Below are 16,358 nucleotides of genomic sequence, written 5' to 3' on the forward strand. Positions count from 1 at the left end.
TCAGCGTAGCGCGTAGGCGCGCATCCGCTCGCGCACGCCCGCCGCCTGGAGCCAGGGGCCGATCGCGTCCGAGCGTTCGAGGCCGGCCTCCGTCAGGGCGAGAATCCCGGATTCGAGCGTCGCCAGCCCCGCCTCGGGAAGGCCGGCCAGGTCCGGCAGGTCGTCGAGGAGGGGTGTCCCGAAGGCGTCGGCATAGGCTCGCAGGGAGAGGCCCGCGGCCTGGAGCAGGTGCATCAGCACGAAGCGGCGGCGGCGATCCTCGTCGTCGAGCCGGGCGCCGTAATCGGCGCGGCCGTGCCGGGCGGCGTCGCGGGCGACGTAGTCGGCGACGATCGCGGCGACGCCCGGCTGCCCGACCGCGTAGGCGGTGGAGTAGTGCAGGCCGGCGGTATAGGAGCGCGCCCCGGCGCCCAGCCCCACCATGCCGTCGCGGGCGCAATCGTAGGCCGGGCCCCGGTCGTGGCCTGCCCCGCGCCGGAACATCCGCATGGAGACCTGACCGTAGCCCGCCGCGCGCAGCCGGTCGCGGGCGGCGCGGTAGATCGCGAGGCGGCGCGCGTCCCAGGCCCGGTCGTCCTCGGGCGGCGCGCCGCGCCGGCCGAGCCCGGTGAGCGGCCGGACGTAGAGCGGATAGAGAAAGATCTCTTCCGGCGCCCAGGCCAGGGCCGCCGCGACCGATTCCGAAAAACTCTCCGGGGTCTGGCCGGCGGCGCCGTAGATCAGGTCGAGGTTGAGGACCGGGAAGCCCGCGTCGCGGATCGCCCGCAGCGCCGCCTCGACGGTGTCCCTCGCCTGCGGCCGGCCCAGGGCGCGGGCCTCGTCGTCCCGGAACGACTCGACCCCGATGCTGATCCGCTCGACCCCGTGCGCCCGCAGCACCGCCAGCCGCTCCGGCGTGGTGGTGCCGGGGGCGGTCTCGACCGAGGTCGGGGCCCGCGCCGGATCCGCCCCGAGGGTGTCGCGCAGGTCGCGCAGCAGCCGATCGAGCTCGGCGGGCGCCAGAAAGGTTGGGGTGCCGCCGCCGAGCGCCATCCGGGCGACGCGGACGGGCCCCAAGCTCGCCGCCACCGCCTCGGCCTGGCGCCGCAGGGCGTCGAGATAGGGGCGGACCTGCCCCTCGCCGCGGGTCAGGGTGAAGAGGTTGCAGAAGCCGCAGCGCATCGCGCAGAACGGCACGTGGGCGTAGAGGAACAGCGCGTCCTTCGGTTCCTCCGCCCAGGCCTCGGCGAGCGGCACCGGCCGGGCGAGGGGCCGGTAGGCGGTCTTGTGCGGGTAGGCGTACTGGTAGCCGCCATAGGCCGGGCCGGCGAGGAGCGCGGCGGCGGGATTCGGTCGCGGCCTCATGCGTCGTCTCCCGCGGCGTCCAGGATGAACTCGGCGTAGGGCACGTCCCACACGGTCGCGTGGCCGAGGCGGTGGCCGTGATGGCCGTCCTCGCCGAAGGCGGTCCCGTGGTCGGCGCACAGGATGCAGAGGGCGGGCCCGCGCCGGGCGAGCGCCGCGAAGAGCGGCGGCAGGGCGGCGTCGGCATGGGCGAGCGCGGCGGCCTGCGTCTCCGGGCCCTCCCGGGTCGCGCCCGGCAGGTAGTGGCGGGTCGGGTGGTGGGTCGCCGAGACGTTGATGAACAGGAACAGCCGCCGCGCCGGATCGAGAGCGGCGACGCGCTCGACCGCGCAGGCGACCTGGGCGGCGGTGGAATCCCGCGCCTGCACCCCGAAGGCCGGCCGCCAGTGGCTCTCGGAAAACAGCCCCGGCAGGACCCGGCCGAGCGGTGTGCGCCCGTTGAAGAACCCGACCCCGCCGATGCAGACCGTGTGGTAGCCGCGGGCGGCGAGCCCCGCGACGATGTCGGGCCCGTCGAGGAGGGCGGTGTCCGGCCCGGTGGTGCGGCTGCCCTCGAAGCGCAGGGCGAAGTGGCGGTGGTGGGGGCCGGGCGCGGCCGGCGTCGGCAGGAAGCCGGCGAAGAAGGCCTGGTGCGCCGCGAAGGTGAAGCTGCCCGGGGTGTGGCGCCGCTCCCAGCCCGCCGCCGGGAGGAGGCGGGCGAGATGCGGCGTACGCCCGGCCGCGAGCGCGGCCGCGGCGACATCGTGGCGCAGCGAATCGAGGGTCATCAGCAGGATGTCGTGGGTGCCGACGAGGGCGGCGGCGCGGATCATGCGGCGAGCCCGGGCGACCGCCGCGCCGCGAGCCAGGCCGGCAGCCGCGCCACCTGCCAGGCATAGGGGTCGAGGCCCTGATGGCGCACGCGCCGGATCAGGTCGCCGAAGGCGTTGGCCTCGAACACGACGTGGCGGCGCAGGCTCGCCGTGAAGGCTACGTCGAGGGCGACCTGGAAGGTGTTCGGGAACAGGCCGGCGAAAAGCCGGCAATCGTCCAGCATCGCCGCCCAGGCGGCGGGGGCGACCCGCGCCCGCAGGAGGTCGGCCTCGGCCCGGCATCCCCCGAGGTCGAGGTTGGTGATCGGGCCGGCGCCCAGGCGCAGCACCGTGTGGGCGACCTCGCCGGCGACGACGAGCACCCGCAGATCGCAGGGCCGCCCCTGCACGGCCGCCTTCGGCACCCACTGCTCGACATGCGCGTCCCGCGCCAGGATCGCGTCGAGGAGGGCGACCGCCTCCATGCCCCGGACGCGCCGCAGCCGGCGGGAGTGATGCAGCGTCCCGCCCGCGCCCCGTTCCGCCGCGGACACGGCCTCGATGCCGCCGGGCCCGACCGTCACGGCGGCGATCCCGGCGGCGCCCGATCCGAAGCGCGGCTTGACGAACACCCGGGAGAGCCCGGCCGCCCGCATCGCCTCGATCAGGGCCGCGACGCCGCCGGCGGGCGCCAGGGCGCGGGGCACCGGCACTCCCGCCGCCCGCATCGCCGCGTGGCAGGCCCGCTTGTCGTAGAACAGCGCCACCGTGCCGGCCTCGTGGGTGGCGGCGACCCACGGCGGCAGGAGCCGGCGGGCGAGGTCGAGCGCCGCGGCGAGCCCGCCCTGCACCGCATGGTCGGGGTGCAGGCGCGTCGCATCCTCGTCGGCCTCGGGCTCCGCCCCGGCGAGGCGGGCGAGCGCCCGGCGGATGCGCGGCGCGCTGCCCGGCGAGTCGATCCGCAGGAGACCATACCCCTCGGGAAAGAGGGCGGCGAGCCGCGCCGGCTCCGCCGCGAAGTCGGCGTAGTCGAGCAGCCGCGCCGGCGGCAATCCGGCCCCGGCCAGGGCGGCGTCGAAGCCCGCGACGCGTTCGTCGCCGGCGACGCCGAGGATCGCGCAGGGGCCGATCGCCGGGAGGCCGACCGGGGATCCAGCGGGCGGGAATCCCCGCATCATTCCGAGACGGCGACGCTGCGGTAGATCTCGCCGCCGTACTCCTCCTCTTCCTGTTGTTCCGAGAGGTCGACGGCCGGGCCGAGCCTTTCCAGCCGGGCCATCATGGCGTCGCTGAGGAAATGGTAGTGCAGGTCGAGCCGCGACAGCCGGGCGACGGACGGCGAGGCGAGCAGCGCCTCGGCGCCGGCATCGGTGAGGTTGCCCATCGACAGGTCGAGGGTGGCGATGCGCTCCAGGATCGGCGCCCCGGCCAAAGCGGCCGCCAGGGCGTCGGCGTAGTCGCAGTCGCGCAGGGCCAGGGTGCCGAGCTTCGGGAACAGCCGGCCGGCGAAGAGATCGGCGAAGTCCTCCACCGTGCTGTCGCCGCCGTAATTGTCGGTGCCGAGCCACAATTCGAGGTGACGCAGCTCCGGCGCCCCGGCGGCCAGCGCCTCCTGCACCACCCGGCGCGGCAGGCCGCCCGATTCGACGATCAGGGTCGTCAGGCGCGGCGCCTCGAACCGGCCGAGCGACAGGTCGTTGGCGCCGCGCACCTGCATGTGCTCCAGCAGCGGGAAGGCCGGCCACAGGGCCGAGAGGTCGCTCTGGTTGATCCAGGAGATCTCGTTCTCCTCCGAGACGATGTCGCCGAGGAAGAGGGCCCGCAGGTTGGGCAGGCGCTCGGCGTAGGTGACCAGTGCCTCGACGATCGCCTGCGACGAGCTCTCGGAATCGTCTCCCTGCCAGTAGCCGATGACCAGGGCCTCGGTCGCCTCGACCCCCGGCAGGGCGGCGTAGTCGGCCAGCAGCATCGGCACGGTGTCCTGCGAGTCGTACTCGGTGCGCAGGCGCGCCACCGCCCGGGCGACGTCCCACGCCTCCGCGCCGGCCTGGAAGTCCTCGACCGGCTTGCCGAAGAAGGTGGTCAGGTTCTCGTAGGGCACGGATCCGGCTCCTCGTCGCGTCGGCAGTGGGGCGGGTGTCGGGGGACAGGGCGAGGGCGTCAGGTCTCGACCAGGGGGGCGTAGTCGGCCGGGTCGTCGAAGCCGGCGGTCCAGGCCACCGCCTGGCGGCAGGTGGCGACGTGGGGCGGGACGCGCAGGAAGTAGCGCCGCCCGGTCGACGGGCAGGCGACCGAGACGCAGACCAGCGGCTCGTCGTTCTCCAGGATCACGCGCAGAAGCTTGCGCTCGCCCCCGGGGTCGCGGTCGGCGTCGAGCAGCTCGGCCTCCGCCGCCGCCATGAAAGCCTCGAAACCGAAGCGCTCCAGCATCACCCGGCGGCGCTCGGCGTTGCGCTCGCCCAGGATCTCGGCGATCCCGAGCTCGTGCGGCCGGAAAGCGATGCGCGCATCCACCGGTACGCCGCGCCAGCGCAGGCCGATGCCCGCCAGATGCGCCGGCAGCGCGGTCAGGCCCGAGCCCGCGACGTCGATCCACGAGGTGACGCGAAACCCCTCCGGCACCCGGTCGATCCGGCCGCAGCCGGCGATGTCGAGCTGGGCGACGCGCCCGCGCGCCGGCAGGGCCTCGATCAGCGCGCAGTCGCGCAGGTTCAGCCGGCCGCCGCGCAGGGCGAGGTCGTCGGGAAGCCGTTCGAGGGCGGTGCAGCCCCCGAGGTCGAGAAAGGCCGGCGACAGGCCCGGCGGCAGGGTCTCGAGGGCGAGGCAGTCGCCGAGATCGACGATGCCGGCGCGCAGGCCGGCCGGGAGGGCCTTCAGCCGGTGGCAGGCGCGGGCGGAAAGCCGGTAATCGACCCGCACCCCGTCGCCGATCCGCTCGACGGCCGATCCGTCGACCACCAGCTCGCGGCACGCCAGCTCGTCGAGCCGTTCCAGGCGGCTCTCCGGTGCCAGGAGCCGATGGCAGACGAGGCCCGCCGGCAGGGTGCGGGCGGCCTCGTTGCCGGTCATGTCGAGCCGGTCGAACGCCGTTCCGGCCTGGTGGTCGAGGAGGCGCTCCCGCGGGCCGAGGGCGCGCCGGACGGGAGCGCGTGCCACGGGCGCCTCGGAACCGGGTTCGGACCTCGCCGTCACGGCTCAGTCCTGCACGGTGACGATCCGCACGGGCGTGTATTCCCGCTGCCGCCAGACCCGGTAGGTGCCGCGATCGAGGGTGATGGTTCCGTGCTCGTCATGGACGACGCGGGTCCCGTCCGCCGGCACGTCGAGGTAGAAGCAGCCGTCGCCGGCGAACAGGGCGGCGGGATCGGCGACCCTGTGGCTGTGGCCGGTGATCTCGCCGTGGGCCAGCACCGTGTGGGGCAGCGGCCGCCCGGACGCCTCCGGCGGCAGGGCCGGGATCGCCTGGATGAAGATATCACCCTGTCGCCACATCGCGGGCTCCTCTTCCGTGTCGGTGACAGCAACGGGCGGTCGGCCGATCGCTGTTCTTGATCCGGCTCAGGATCGTCGGCGCGCGGAATACGATGACCGGTCTGTCGTCGTGGCGAATCGCACGGCCGGACGGCGGGACATGTTTCTATCGACACAGTCGTAGCCGCCGCTCCACGATGGGTCAACCGACGACGTCGTCGGGCGCGCGATCTTACCCAACGGCATGGACCGTAGTGGCCCCTGCCATGCGGCAGGACCGGCAACGCAAACGGCGCGGGATCCGCGCTCCCGTCCGGGAGGGGATCCCGCGCCGGTCGCGGGCGGGCTCGTGAAGGGCCGGGACGGGGGAGGGGCCCCGCCCGGCGGTCAGGCCGCGGCGCGGAAGGCCTCGGCGGGCGTGACGACCGCCGCCGGGTCGTGGCGGCCGGTCGCCCGCACCATGCCGTCGGCGCCGTCCAGCGTGCCCGGCACGAGGTCGAGGGCGAGGAAGCGCTCCGGTGCGTAGGGGCCGGGCAGGCGCAAGCCGCCGACCCGCTCGCGGGTGAAGCCGAAGCGGGCGTAGTAGGGCGCGTCGCCGACCAGGATCACGGCGCGGTGATCGAGGGCGGCGGCGCGGGCGAGTGCTGCGCGCATCAGCGTGTGGCCGATGCCGAGGCCGTGGAGGCCGGGCTCGACGGCGATCGGCCCGAGCATCAGGGCGGGCGTGCCGCCGGCATCGACGTCCCACAGCCGCACGGTGGCGACCAGGCGGCCGTCGAGCTCGACCACGAGGGCGAGGCCGTCCGCGGGAAGGCGGCCCTCGCGCAGGCGCTCGCAGGTCTTGGTGAAGCGGGCCTCGCCGAAGCACGCATCGAGCAGGTGCTCGCGGGCGGCGACATCGGCGGCGCGCTCGTCGCGGATCTGGATCATGGCCGTACCCTCCCGAGACTGACAGAAGACGGGCAAAGGACAGCCCTCGCACCCGCCGCATCGGCGGGCCGTCCGGGACTTGAGGATGGATGACGAGTGAGAGGCGTCGTTGCGCCGGGCTCCCTAGAACGGGGAACCCGGCGCTTCGTTCCGTAGGGTCAGCGCCGCGTAGGCCCCGGACCCCGACGGGAGACCCGGATCAGATCACGTAGGACTGGAGCGGCGGGAAGCCGTTGAACGCCACCGCCGCGTAGGTGGTGGTGTAGGCGCCCGCGCCCTCGATCAGCACCTTGTCGCCGATCGCGAGCGAGATCGGCAGCGGGTACGGGGTCTTCTCGTAGAGCACGTCGGCCGAGTCGCAGGTCGGGCCGGCGAGCACGCAGGGGACCGTACGGTCCTCGTCGTGCTCGGTGAGGATGCGGTAGCGGATCGACTCGTCCATCGTCTCGGCGAGGCCGCCGAACTTGCCGATGTCGAGGTAGACCCACCGCACCTCGTCGGCGGCGTCCGACTTCTGCGAGACCAGGACGACCTCGGCCTCGATCATGCCGGCATTGCCGACCATGCCGCGGCCCGGCTCGATGATCGTCTCGGGGAGCTGGTTGCCGAAATGCTTGGTCAGCGCCCGGAAGATCGCGTCGCCGTAGGATTCCACGCCCGGCACCGCCTTGAGGTACTTGGTCGGGAAGCCGCCGCCGAGGTTGACCATCGAGAGATGGATGCCGCGATCGGCGCATTCGCGGAAGATCGTCGCGGCCGAGGCGAGCGCCCCGTCCCAGGCTTCCGTGTTGCCCTGCTGCGAGCCGACGTGGAACGACACGCCGTAGGCGTGCAGGCCCGCCCGGGTGCCGTGCTCGAGCACGTCCACCGCCATCTCGGGCACGCAGCCGAACTTGCGCGAGAGCGGCCACTCGGCCCCGGCGCCGTCGCACAGGATGCGGCAGAACACCTGCACGTCCTCGCGGGCGACCTTGACCGCGTCGGCGGCGCGGGCGATCTTATCGACCTCGGCCTGGCAGTCGACGGCGAAGAGCCGCACGCCGAGCTGCAGCGCGCGGGCGATGCAGCGCTCCTTCTTGATGGTGTTGCCGAACGACACCCGGTCGGCGGTGGCACCGGCGGCGAGCGCCATCTGGACCTCGACCACCGAGGCGGTGTCGAAGCAAGAGCCCATCTCGGCCAGCGCGCGCAGCACCTCGGGGGCCGGGTTCGCCTTGACGGCGTAGAACACCCGGGTGTCCGGCAGGGCGCGGGCGAAGGCGGTGTAGTTGTCGCGCACGACGTCGAGGTCGAGGACCATCACGGGGCCCTCGTCCCGGCCGAGCTCGCGGCGCACGCGCAGGAAATCGCGGATGCGATCGGTCATGATCAGCCCCACCAAAGGTTCGAGAGGGCTCCCGCGGGAACCCGATGTCGAGATCAAGACGGCGCGCGTCGGCCGTCCGGCGTCAGGGGGCGATGCGGCGCGGCGAGGACGTGCTGTGGAGACACGCCGTACGTCGCGGGCACAGAGCACCCGGAAGCTGCCTTTGCTTGGAACGGGGAAACCCGATCCGCACTCGGGGCAAGGAGAAACAAGCCTCTTCGGTGTCGGCCTTTGGAGGGCCGACGAGACCAAAAAAGCCCGTTCGTCGTTGCTTTAAGCTGCGTCCCCCGTGGAGAGCGGGGTTCGCCGGTTTTGCCTCCGGCTGCCGGTTGTTGTCGGGGTCCGGTGTTTCCACCTGGATGCCGGCCGGAGGGATCCACCCTTCCCGGCCATCGATCCTTTAAGACCCCTGGCGGCTGTCCGGCCTCTTGTCCGGATGCCCACCAACCGGCACGCGGCCACAGGCACGTGCGAAATTGGGCAAGGCGGTAGATACGGACCACGGCCCCCCGCCGCAAGCCCCGTCACGGGGTTTTTCGCCGGATTTCCCCGGCGTGGCCCGCGCGCCACGCCCCATAGAGAGGCCGTCGCGTCGCGGGGCCTTCTCAAGCGGCGCCGGACACGCCATTCAACCCGGCGACAGACAGCAAAGAGGCGCGCGTTCAGGACCCGCGCCCTATCCTCCGGGACACCATGACGATCTCGCCCTCGCGCCGCGCGCTCCTCGCCGGCCTGCTCTCCTCCGCCGCCCTCAGCCGGGCGGCCTCCGCCCAGGTCGGGCCGACCCAGCCCGGCCCAAGCGCCCTGCCGCCGCCCGAGCCCGCCCCGGCGCCCTCCGGCCCGCCGCGCTTCCGCTTCGACGAGGTGGTGCGGCGCGCCCGTGCCCTGGCCGGCGCCCCGTTCGAGGCCACCGTCGCGCCGCTGCCGGCGCCGCTCGCCTCCCTCGACTACGATGCCTGGCGCGACATCCGCTTCCGGCCGGACAAGGCCCTGCTGGGAGACCAGGACGGGCCGTTCCGGCTCCAGCTCTTCCATCTCGGCTTCCTCTACACCCGCCCGGTCGTCGTGAACGTGGTGCGCGACGGGGTGCCGACGCCGGTGCCCTATCAGCCGGCCCTGTTCGATTACGGCCGCACCACCATCGACAAGCCGCTGCCGGTCAATCTCGGCTTCGCCGGCTTCCGGCTGCATTATCCGCTCAACAAGCCGGGCGTGCTCGACGAGCTGATCTCGTTCCTCGGTGCCAGCTACTACCGCTTCCTCGGCCGCGACCAGCTCTACGGGCTCTCGGCCCGGGGGCTCGCCGTCAACGTCGAGGGCGTCGGCGGGCCGGAGGAATTCCCGGTCTTCCGCGAGTTCTGGATCGAGATGCCGCCGAAGGGCGCCGACCGGGCGGTGATCTACGCGCTCCTCGACGGGCCGTCCTGCACCGGCGCGTTCCAGTTCCTCGTCTATCCAGGCGACGAGACCGTGGTCGACGTGCGCTGCACGCTCGTTCCGCGCCGCGAGATGGCGACGGTCGGCCTCGCGCCGCTGACCTCGATGTTCTTCATCGGCGAGAACGACCGCCACCACTCGGACGATTACCGCCCCGAGCTGCACGATTCCGACGGGCTCCTGATGCAGTCGGGCGGCGGCGAGTGGATCTGGCGGCCCCTGCGCAACCCCAAGGAGCGCTGGGTCTCGGCCTTCGAGGACCGCAACCCGAAGGGGTTCGGGCTGATGCAGCGCGACCGGGTGTTCGAGGACTACCAGGACCTCGAGGCGTTCTACCACCGCCGCCCGGGCTACTGGGTCGAGCCGCAGGGCGAGTGGGGCGAGGGCACGGTGCGCCTCGTCGAGCTGCCGACCGAGAACGAGACCCACGACAACATCGTCGCCTCCTGGCAGCCGAAGCATCCCTACAAGCCCGGCGAGGCGGTGGAGCTGTCCTACAAGATCCGCTCGCTCGCCGAGACCGACGACCTGCATCCCGGCGGACGGGTGGTGAACACCTACGTCGCCCGCACGACGGCGAGCGGCGGCACGGCGGATGCCAGTGAGCCGCGCACCCGGCGGTTCCTCGTCGACTTCTCCGGCGGCGACCTCGCCTACTGGCTCACCGACCCGAAGGCGGTCGAGATCGTGCCCTCGACCACCGCCGGCAAGATCACCGCAATCTCCCTGGTGCCCAACCTCCACGTGAAGGGTTTTCGCGCCGCGATCGACGTGCGGCTCGACGGGGGCGGCCAATCGACGGAGCTGCGCGCCTTCCTGCGCGCGCGCGGCCAGACCCTGACCGAGACCTGGACCTATCCGTGGAAGGCCGCGTGAGCGCGCGCGCCGCTCCCGCGCCGGCCGTCACCATCCGGCCGGCGCGCCCCGAGGACCTCGACGCCCTGGTGGCGCTCGAGGCCGCGGCCTTCGCCACCGACCGGGCGGAGCGCCGGGCGATCCGCCACGCCATCGGCTCGCCGTCGATCTCGCTGCTCGTCGCCCTCGACGACGCGGTCCTGGTCGGCGCTGCCACGATCGAGCGCCGCCGCGGCAGCCGGCGCGCCCGGCTGTCCTCGATCGCGGTGGCGCCGAGCCGGGCCGGCACGGGGCTGGGCCGGGTGCTGCTCGCGGCCGCCGAGGCCGAGGCCCTGGCGCGGGAGTGCGACCGGCTGCGGCTCGAGGTCCGCGAGGACAACGGCGCCGGCATCCGCCTCTACGAGCGCAGCGGCTACCGCCGCTTCGAGACCGTGCCGGACTACTACGAGGACGGCACCACCGCCTGGCGCTACGAGAAGCCGCTCGCCGGGGAGGGGGCGGGAGGCGCCGTCCCTGACCCGTCCTGATACAACCACGGAACGAGCGGGCCGGCGGCGGTACCACTGTTCGCTCTTGACGCTGCGACATGTGCCGATCCGATATGGTTTCCAATCGGTTACCGTTGGCACGCCGCACGCACAGATCCCGGAAACCGAGGCACAGGATGCCTCACATCGGGATGAGGTGCCGCCATGGCGACGACGAACGCTGAACTCCGCCGGACGATCTTCTCGCAGCGCAGCGGGATGATCAGGGCATCAGCGCCCGCCATCGTGCCCGACCGGTTCCCTCAGCGTTTCGAGCCGGATTCTTTACGTCCGGTGCACGGTCAGGATGGCTTCGCCGACCGCCCGGACGCGCGCGAGGTGCGCACCATCGAGATCGTCCTCGTGTCGGATCGACGGACCGGGGGCGGCTGGCTCCGGGGGCTCGGAACCGTCGCGAAGATCCTGGCGGTACCGGCCGTCATCGCCGGCGCGCTCGTCGCCGAGCCGATCTACGATTGCCGCAAGCAGAAGAGCTACGGGATGCTGTATTACGGCACCACGGTGCAGATGTGCGTGAGCGAGCGCATGTCCGGCCGCTTCGGCGGCGTGCAGGCGGCCGTGGACCGGACGATGCGGGCGATGTGATAATCACGGCCTCTGCCCGGGCGAGCAGGGCTGTCCGGGGAAAGAAAGGCGCGAGTTTCCCCGCTCGTCGCGGGCGGCAGGACTGTCCGGGGAAAAATACCTTTTAAAATCAAGCGCGGTATCCCCTCTCCCGTGTGGGAGAGGGGTAGGGGTGAGGGTGACACGCTGCCGAGCAAAGCGCTGACCGTTCCGCTGCCAGCACGACACTCAGCGTTTCATACTGAAGCGTGTCACCCTCACCCCCAGCCCCTCTCCCACACGGGAGAGGGGAGGAGTGCTATTCTTTTCCCCTCGGACAGCCCTGCGCGGAGGGGCATACGCACTGCGTGCGGAGAAAGACCTCGGGGCCCGTTCACTCGTCCGCGGCGAAGCGGCCGTGGCAGTGCTTGTACTTCTTGCCCGAGCCGCAGGGGCAGGGCTCGTTGCGGCCGACGCGGCCCCAGGTGGTGGAATCGTCGGGGTTGCGCTCGAGCACTGGCGCGTCGGCGGCCAAGGCCTGGCCGGCGAACTCGTAGGCGCCGCCCCCGCCCCCGGCCGCGCCCTCCGCGAAGGCGAACTCGTTCTCGCCGGTGACCGGATCGAGATGCTGGGCGAACATCGGCGGCAGGCTCGGCTGCTCCGGCTCCTGGTACATGATCTCGACCCGCATCAACTGGCCGGTGACCTGCTCGCGCAGGGAGCCGACGAGGCTGTTGAACAGGTCGAACGCCTCCGACTTGTACTCGTTGAGGGGATCGCGCTGGGCGATGCCGCGCCAGCCGATCACCTGGCGCAGGTGGTCGAGGGTGACGAGGTGCTCGCGCCAGAGGTGGTCGAGGCTCTGGAGCAGCACCTGCTTCTCCACGTAGGCCATCACCTCCGGGGTGTTGCGGGCGGTGCGCTCGGCGTAGGCCTCGTCGGCGGCCTTGCGCAGGCGCTCGCGGATCTCCTCGTCGGCGATGCCCTCTTCCTTGGCCCAGTCCTCGACCGGAACGTCGAGGTTGAGGTCGCGGGTCACGCTCTCGCGCAAGGACGCGATGTCCCACTGCTCCGGATAGGCGTCCTCCGGGATGTGGCGCGCCACCACGTCGTCGATCACGCCCTGGCGCATCTCGTCGACGGTCTCGCGCACGCTCTCCTGCGCCATGAACTCGCGGCGCTGCTCGAACACGACCTTGCGCTGGTCGTTCATGACGTTGTCGTACTTGAGCACGTTCTTGCGCATGTCGAAGTTGCGGGCTTCGACCTTCTGCTGCGCCTTGGCGATCGCCTTGTTGATCCACGGATGGATGATCGCCTCGCCCTCCTCGAGCCCGAGGCGCTGGAGCATGCCGTCCATGCGGTCGGAGCCGAAGATCCGCATCAGGTCGTCCTGAAGCGAGAGGTAAAACTTCGAGCGGCCGGGATCGCCCTGGCGGCCGGAGCGGCCGCGCAGCTGGTTGTCGATGCGCCGGCTCTCGTTGCGCTCGGTGCCGACGATGTAGAGGCCGCCGGGCAGCGCGGTCTTGCGTCCCGCCTCCGGGTCGGCGGGCTCGCCCGAGGCCAGGACCTTGGCGCGGTTCTGATCGATCTCGGCCTTCAGGGTCGCGATGCGGGCATCGCGCTCCGGCCCCTCGGGGACGTTGGCGAGCTCCTGCTCGATGCGCATGTCGAGGTTGCCGCCGAGCTTGATGTCGGTGCCGCGGCCGGCCATGTTGGTGGCGATGGTGATCGCGCCGGGCACGCCCGCCTCGGCCACGATGTAGGCTTCCTGCTCGTGGAAGCGGGCGTTCAGCACCGCGAAGCGCTTGGTCACCCGGCCCTCGCGGGCCGCCGCGTAGACGTCCTCCAGCGCCGACGGATCGCTGTAGTCGAGCGGCGTGTAGCCGTGCTTCACCAAAAGGCCGGCGATGTGCTCCGAGCGCTCAATCGAGCCGGTGCCGACCAGTACCGGTTGCAGCCGGGCATGCGCCTTGTCGATCTCCTTGATGATCGCGGCGTACTTCTCGTCGACGGTGCGGTAGACCTCGTCGTCCTCGTCGACGCGCTCGACCTCCTTGTTGGTCGGGATCTCGACCACTTCGAGGTTGTAGATCTCGTGGAACTCGTCCGCCTCGGTCGAGGCGGTACCGGTCATGCCGGCGAGGTGCTTGTAGAGCCGGAAGTAGTTCTGGAACGTGATCGAGGCCAGCGTCTGGTTCTCGGGCTGGATCTCGACCCGCTCCTTGGCCTCGAGCGCCTGGTGCAGCCCCTCCGAGTAGCGCCGGCCGGGCATCATGCGGCCGGTGAACTCGTCGATGATCACCACCTCGTCGTTGCGGACGATGTAGTCCTTGTCGCGGGTGAACAGGGTGTGGGCCCGGAGAGCCTGGTTGACGTGGTGGACTAGAGTGACGTTGTGGGCGTCGTAGAGGTCGCCCTCCTTGAGGATGCCGGCCTCGCGCAGCAATTCCTCGATGTGCTCGTTGCCGTTCTCGGTCAGCGAGACGGTGCGCTGCTTCTCGTCGAGGTCGTAATCCTCGCGCACCAGGCGCGGCATGATCGCGTCGATCGTGGTGTAGAGGTCGGAGCGGTCGTCGATCGGGCCGGAGATGATGAGCGGCGTGCGCGCCTCGTCGATCAGGATCGAATCGACCTCGTCGACGATCGCGAAGTTGTGGCCGCGCTGGACCATCTGGCCCAGCTCGTACTTCATGTTGTCGCGCAGGTAATCGAAGCCGTACTCGTTGTTGGTGCCGTAGGTGATGTCGCAGGCATAGGCCGCCTTGCGCTCGGCGTCGTCGAGCCCGTGCACGATGATGCCGGTGGTGAGACCCAGGAACCGGTAGACCCGGCCCATCCACTCGGCGTCGCGGCGGGCGAGGTAGTCGTTGACCGTGACGACGTGGACGCCCTTGCCCGACAGGGCGTTGAGGTAGGTGGCGAGCGTCGCCACCAGGGTCTTGCCCTCGCCGGTCTTCATCTCGGCGATGCCGCTCTCGTGCAGCACCATGCCGCCGATCATCTGCACGTCGAAGTGGCGCTGGCCGAGCACGCGCTTGGCCGCCTCCCGCACCGTGGCGAAGGCCGGGACCAGGATGTCGTCGAGAGTCTTGCCGGCGGCGAGCTCGGCCTTGAGCGCGTCGGTGCGGGCGCGCAGGGCCTCGTCGGACAGGGCGGCCAGCTCGGGCTCGAGGGCGTTGATGGCCTGGACGCGGGGTCGGTATCCCTTCACCCGGCGGTCGTTGGACGACCCGAAGATCTTCTTGGCAAGGGAACCCAGCATCGTGAACCTGCGATCGATCGTAGCGGTAGTGGCGCGCGCCGCGGGCGCCTTATAGGCCCATATAGGGAGCCGTGCACCCAAAAGGCAGCCATCGCCCGGCACGAGCGTGGCCGTGCTGCGAAAGACGGGGGGAGGGGGCGGACGACGCCGCTTGATTCCCGCCCCGGCACCGCCCTAGCTGCCGTGCTGCGATCAGCAAGGACGACGGCCGGCGGGGAAACAACCGCGGCCCGGGGAGGAACATGATGACACGCTCGAGCCGGGCGCTCGCCCGCACCACCGCCCTCGCCGCGGGGCTGGCTTTCGCCGTCGCCGCCCAGGCCCAGACGACCGCGCCGAAGGGCGCCTCCGACGGCGTGGTGAAGATCGGCATCCTCAACGACCAGTCGGGCGTCTACGCCGATTTCGGCGGCCGCGGCTCGGTCGAGGCGGCCAGGATGGCGGTCGAGGATTTCGGGGGCAAGGTCCTCGACGTGCCGGTGCAGATCGTCGACGCCGACCACCAGAACAAGCCCGACATCGCCTCGAACGTCGCCCGCCAGTGGTACGACACCGACAAGGTGGACGCGATCATGGAGCTGACCACCTCCTCGGTGGCGCTCGCCGTGCAGGGCCTGTCGAAGGAGAAGCGCAAGATCACCATCGTGGACGGCGCCGCCACGTCCGATCTCACCGGCAAGCAGTGCACGCCCTACGGTTTCCATTGGGCCTACGACACCCATGCGCTCGCGGTGGGCACCGGCGGCTCGCTGGTCGAGACCGGTGGCGATACCTGGTTCTTCCTCACCGCCGACTACGCCTTCGGCACGGCGCTGCAGGCCGACGTGACGCAATACGTCACCCAGAAGGGCGGCAAGGTGGTGGGCGCGGTGCGCCATCCGCTCAGCGCCCAGGACTTCTCCTCGTTCCTGCTGCAGGCGCAGGGGTCGGGCGCCAAGATCATCGGGCTCGCCAATGCCGGGCTCGATACCTCGAACGCGATCAAGCAGGCGGCGGAATTCGGCATCGTCCAGGGCGGGCAGCGGCTCGCGGCCCTGCTGTTCACGCTCTCGGAGGTCCACGGCCTCGGCCTCAAGGCGGCCCAGGGTATCGTGCTGACGGAGGGCTACTACTGGGACCTCGACGACCAGGCCCGGGCCTTCGCCAAGCGGTTCATGGCCAAGACCGGCAAGATGCCGAACATGATCCAGGCCGGCACCTATTCCTCGGTGCTGCACTACCTGAAGGCCGTGAAGGCCGCCGGCACCGACGACACCGACGCGGTGGCGGCCAAGATGCGCGAACTGAAGGTCGACGACTTCTTCGGCCGCGGCGGCACGGTGCAGGCCAACGGCCGCATGGTCCACGACATGTACCTGTTCCAGGTCAAGTCGCCGGCCGAGTCGAAGGCGCCGTGGGACTACTACAAGCTGCTGGCGACGATTCCGGGCGACAAGGCCTTCCTGTCGGCCAAGGCCAGCGGTTGCCCGCTGACGCAGTGAGGCCGTGATGCGTCGCCGCCGTTGACGCGTCGACAGGGAACTCGGCATCGAGCGAGCATGCCGAGTTCCTTCGATATGGCTGTTAATCAAGTTCGTGTTTGCGATGGGCGTAGTATCTGAGCCCGCCCGACGGACAGGTTTAAGACCTAGAGTGGAATGATATCTTCAATTCATTCCAAGCGGGCTCGCAGGTGTGCCCCTGACGCGTTCGACGCCGATCTGTCGCCACCTGGTCTTGCCGGCGCCCGGCCAGGCGGCGTGCCGGCCGACCTGACACGACGGATGGGGAACGGACGGCAAGGGCGATAAGGAGGTTCTCGAGTCGAT

The 16,358-nt window shown here is 71.4% G+C and carries 13 protein-coding genes; 4 read left to right on the forward strand and 9 right to left on the reverse strand.

Features of this window, described 5'->3' with window-relative positions:
- The 8 genes from BMX97_RS03360 to BMX97_RS03395 all read right to left on the reverse strand — a co-directional run bounded on the left by BMX97_RS03360 (position 1) and on the right by BMX97_RS03395 (position 7,902).
- A complete protein-coding gene (locus BMX97_RS03360) occupies positions 1 to 1,344 on the reverse strand; it encodes an STM4012 family radical SAM protein (protein WP_091745420.1) in 1,344 nt (447 codons plus the stop codon).
- The gene (locus BMX97_RS03365) at positions 1,341 to 2,156 is read right to left on the reverse strand and encodes an STM4013/SEN3800 family hydrolase (RefSeq protein WP_091745422.1); all 816 of its coding nucleotides are present in this window, start codon (positions 2,154 to 2,156) and stop codon (positions 1,341 to 1,343) included. Before BMX97_RS03365 ends, BMX97_RS03360 begins: the two co-directional genes overlap by 4 nt.
- Positions 2,153 to 3,313: an STM4014 family protein gene (locus BMX97_RS03370; protein ID WP_091745424.1), complete on the reverse strand. Its 1,161-nt coding sequence runs from the start codon at positions 3,311 to 3,313 to the stop codon at positions 2,153 to 2,155. The genes BMX97_RS03365 and BMX97_RS03370 overlap by 4 nt, the downstream gene beginning before the upstream one ends.
- On the reverse strand, positions 3,310 to 4,236 hold the full coding sequence (locus tag BMX97_RS03375; RefSeq protein ID WP_177202112.1) for an STM4015 family protein: 927 nt from the start codon (positions 4,234 to 4,236) through the stop codon (positions 3,310 to 3,312). The genes BMX97_RS03370 and BMX97_RS03375 overlap by 4 nt, the downstream gene beginning before the upstream one ends.
- A gap of 59 nt (positions 4,237 to 4,295) precedes the next feature.
- Positions 4,296 to 5,291, reverse strand: a complete 996-nt coding sequence (locus BMX97_RS03380) for a DUF6745 domain-containing protein (RefSeq protein WP_091745426.1) — start codon at positions 5,289 to 5,291, stop codon at positions 4,296 to 4,298.
- Positions 5,292 to 5,330: 39 nt separating this feature from the next.
- Positions 5,331 to 5,627, reverse strand: a complete 297-nt coding sequence (locus tag BMX97_RS33510) for a hypothetical protein (protein ID WP_091745429.1) — start codon at positions 5,625 to 5,627, stop codon at positions 5,331 to 5,333.
- A gap of 366 nt (positions 5,628 to 5,993) precedes the next feature.
- Positions 5,994 to 6,536: a GNAT family N-acetyltransferase gene (locus BMX97_RS03390; protein ID WP_091745431.1), complete on the reverse strand. Its 543-nt coding sequence runs from the start codon at positions 6,534 to 6,536 to the stop codon at positions 5,994 to 5,996.
- A gap of 199 nt (positions 6,537 to 6,735) precedes the next feature.
- Positions 6,736 to 7,902, reverse strand: coding sequence for a type III PLP-dependent enzyme (locus BMX97_RS03395; RefSeq protein ID WP_091745863.1), 1,167 nt, complete (start codon positions 7,900 to 7,902; stop codon positions 6,736 to 6,738).
- 693 nt (positions 7,903 to 8,595) lie between these two features.
- On the opposite strand from BMX97_RS03395, the gene BMX97_RS03400 reads away from it, so the two are divergent.
- The 3 genes from BMX97_RS03400 (at position 8,596) to BMX97_RS03410 (ending at position 11,327) form a co-directional block, all read left to right on the forward strand.
- Positions 8,596 to 10,215, forward strand: a complete 1,620-nt coding sequence (locus BMX97_RS03400; RefSeq protein ID WP_091745433.1) for a glucan biosynthesis protein G — start codon at positions 8,596 to 8,598, stop codon at positions 10,213 to 10,215.
- Positions 10,212 to 10,721: a GNAT family N-acetyltransferase gene (locus BMX97_RS03405; protein ID WP_244538257.1), complete on the forward strand. Its 510-nt coding sequence runs from the start codon at positions 10,212 to 10,214 to the stop codon at positions 10,719 to 10,721. Before BMX97_RS03400 ends, BMX97_RS03405 begins: the two co-directional genes overlap by 4 nt.
- Positions 10,722 to 10,886: 165 nt before the next feature.
- A complete protein-coding gene (locus BMX97_RS03410; protein WP_143074554.1) occupies positions 10,887 to 11,327 on the forward strand; it encodes a hypothetical protein in 441 nt (146 codons plus the stop codon).
- Between the two features lie 352 nt (positions 11,328 to 11,679).
- On the opposite strand, the gene secA is transcribed toward BMX97_RS03410, so the two are convergent.
- A complete protein-coding gene (gene secA, locus BMX97_RS03415) occupies positions 11,680 to 14,550 on the reverse strand; it encodes a preprotein translocase subunit SecA (RefSeq protein ID WP_091745439.1) in 2,871 nt (956 codons plus the stop codon).
- A gap of 245 nt (positions 14,551 to 14,795) precedes the next feature.
- On the opposite strand from secA, the gene BMX97_RS03420 reads away from it, so the two are divergent.
- Positions 14,796 to 16,031: an ABC transporter substrate-binding protein gene (locus tag BMX97_RS03420; protein WP_091745867.1), complete on the forward strand. Its 1,236-nt coding sequence runs from the start codon at positions 14,796 to 14,798 to the stop codon at positions 16,029 to 16,031.
- The last annotated feature ends 327 nt before the right edge of the window (positions 16,032 to 16,358 follow it).

This window comes from Methylobacterium sp. ap11 (genome assembly GCF_900110515.1).
GTDB classification, from domain to species: domain Bacteria; phylum Pseudomonadota; class Alphaproteobacteria; order Rhizobiales; family Beijerinckiaceae; genus Methylobacterium; species Methylobacterium ajmalii.

Coding starts and splice junctions, on each gene's coding strand:
- BMX97_RS03360 (WP_091745420.1), bottom strand. CDS start 1,344: ATGAGGCCGCGACCGAATCCCGCCGCCGCGCTCCTCGCCGGCCCGGCC.
- BMX97_RS03365 (WP_091745422.1), bottom strand. CDS start 2,156: ATGATCCGCGCCGCCGCCCTCGTCGGCACCCACGACATCCTGCTGATG.
- BMX97_RS03370 (WP_091745424.1), bottom strand. CDS start 3,313: ATGATGCGGGGATTCCCGCCCGCTGGATCCCCGGTCGGCCTCCCGGCG.
- BMX97_RS33510 (WP_091745429.1), bottom strand. CDS start 5,627: ATGTGGCGACAGGGTGATATCTTCATCCAGGCGATCCCGGCCCTGCCG.
- BMX97_RS03390 (WP_091745431.1), bottom strand. CDS start 6,536: ATGATCCAGATCCGCGACGAGCGCGCCGCCGATGTCGCCGCCCGCGAG.
- BMX97_RS03395 (WP_091745863.1), bottom strand. CDS start 7,902: ATGACCGATCGCATCCGCGATTTCCTGCGCGTGCGCCGCGAGCTCGGC.
- BMX97_RS03400 (WP_091745433.1), top strand. CDS start 8,596: ATGACGATCTCGCCCTCGCGCCGCGCGCTCCTCGCCGGCCTGCTCTCC.
- BMX97_RS03410 (WP_143074554.1), top strand. CDS start 10,887: ATGGCGACGACGAACGCTGAACTCCGCCGGACGATCTTCTCGCAGCGC.
- secA (WP_091745439.1), bottom strand. CDS start 14,550: ATGCTGGGTTCCCTTGCCAAGAAGATCTTCGGGTCGTCCAACGACCGC.
- BMX97_RS03420 (WP_091745867.1), top strand. CDS start 14,796: ATGACACGCTCGAGCCGGGCGCTCGCCCGCACCACCGCCCTCGCCGCG.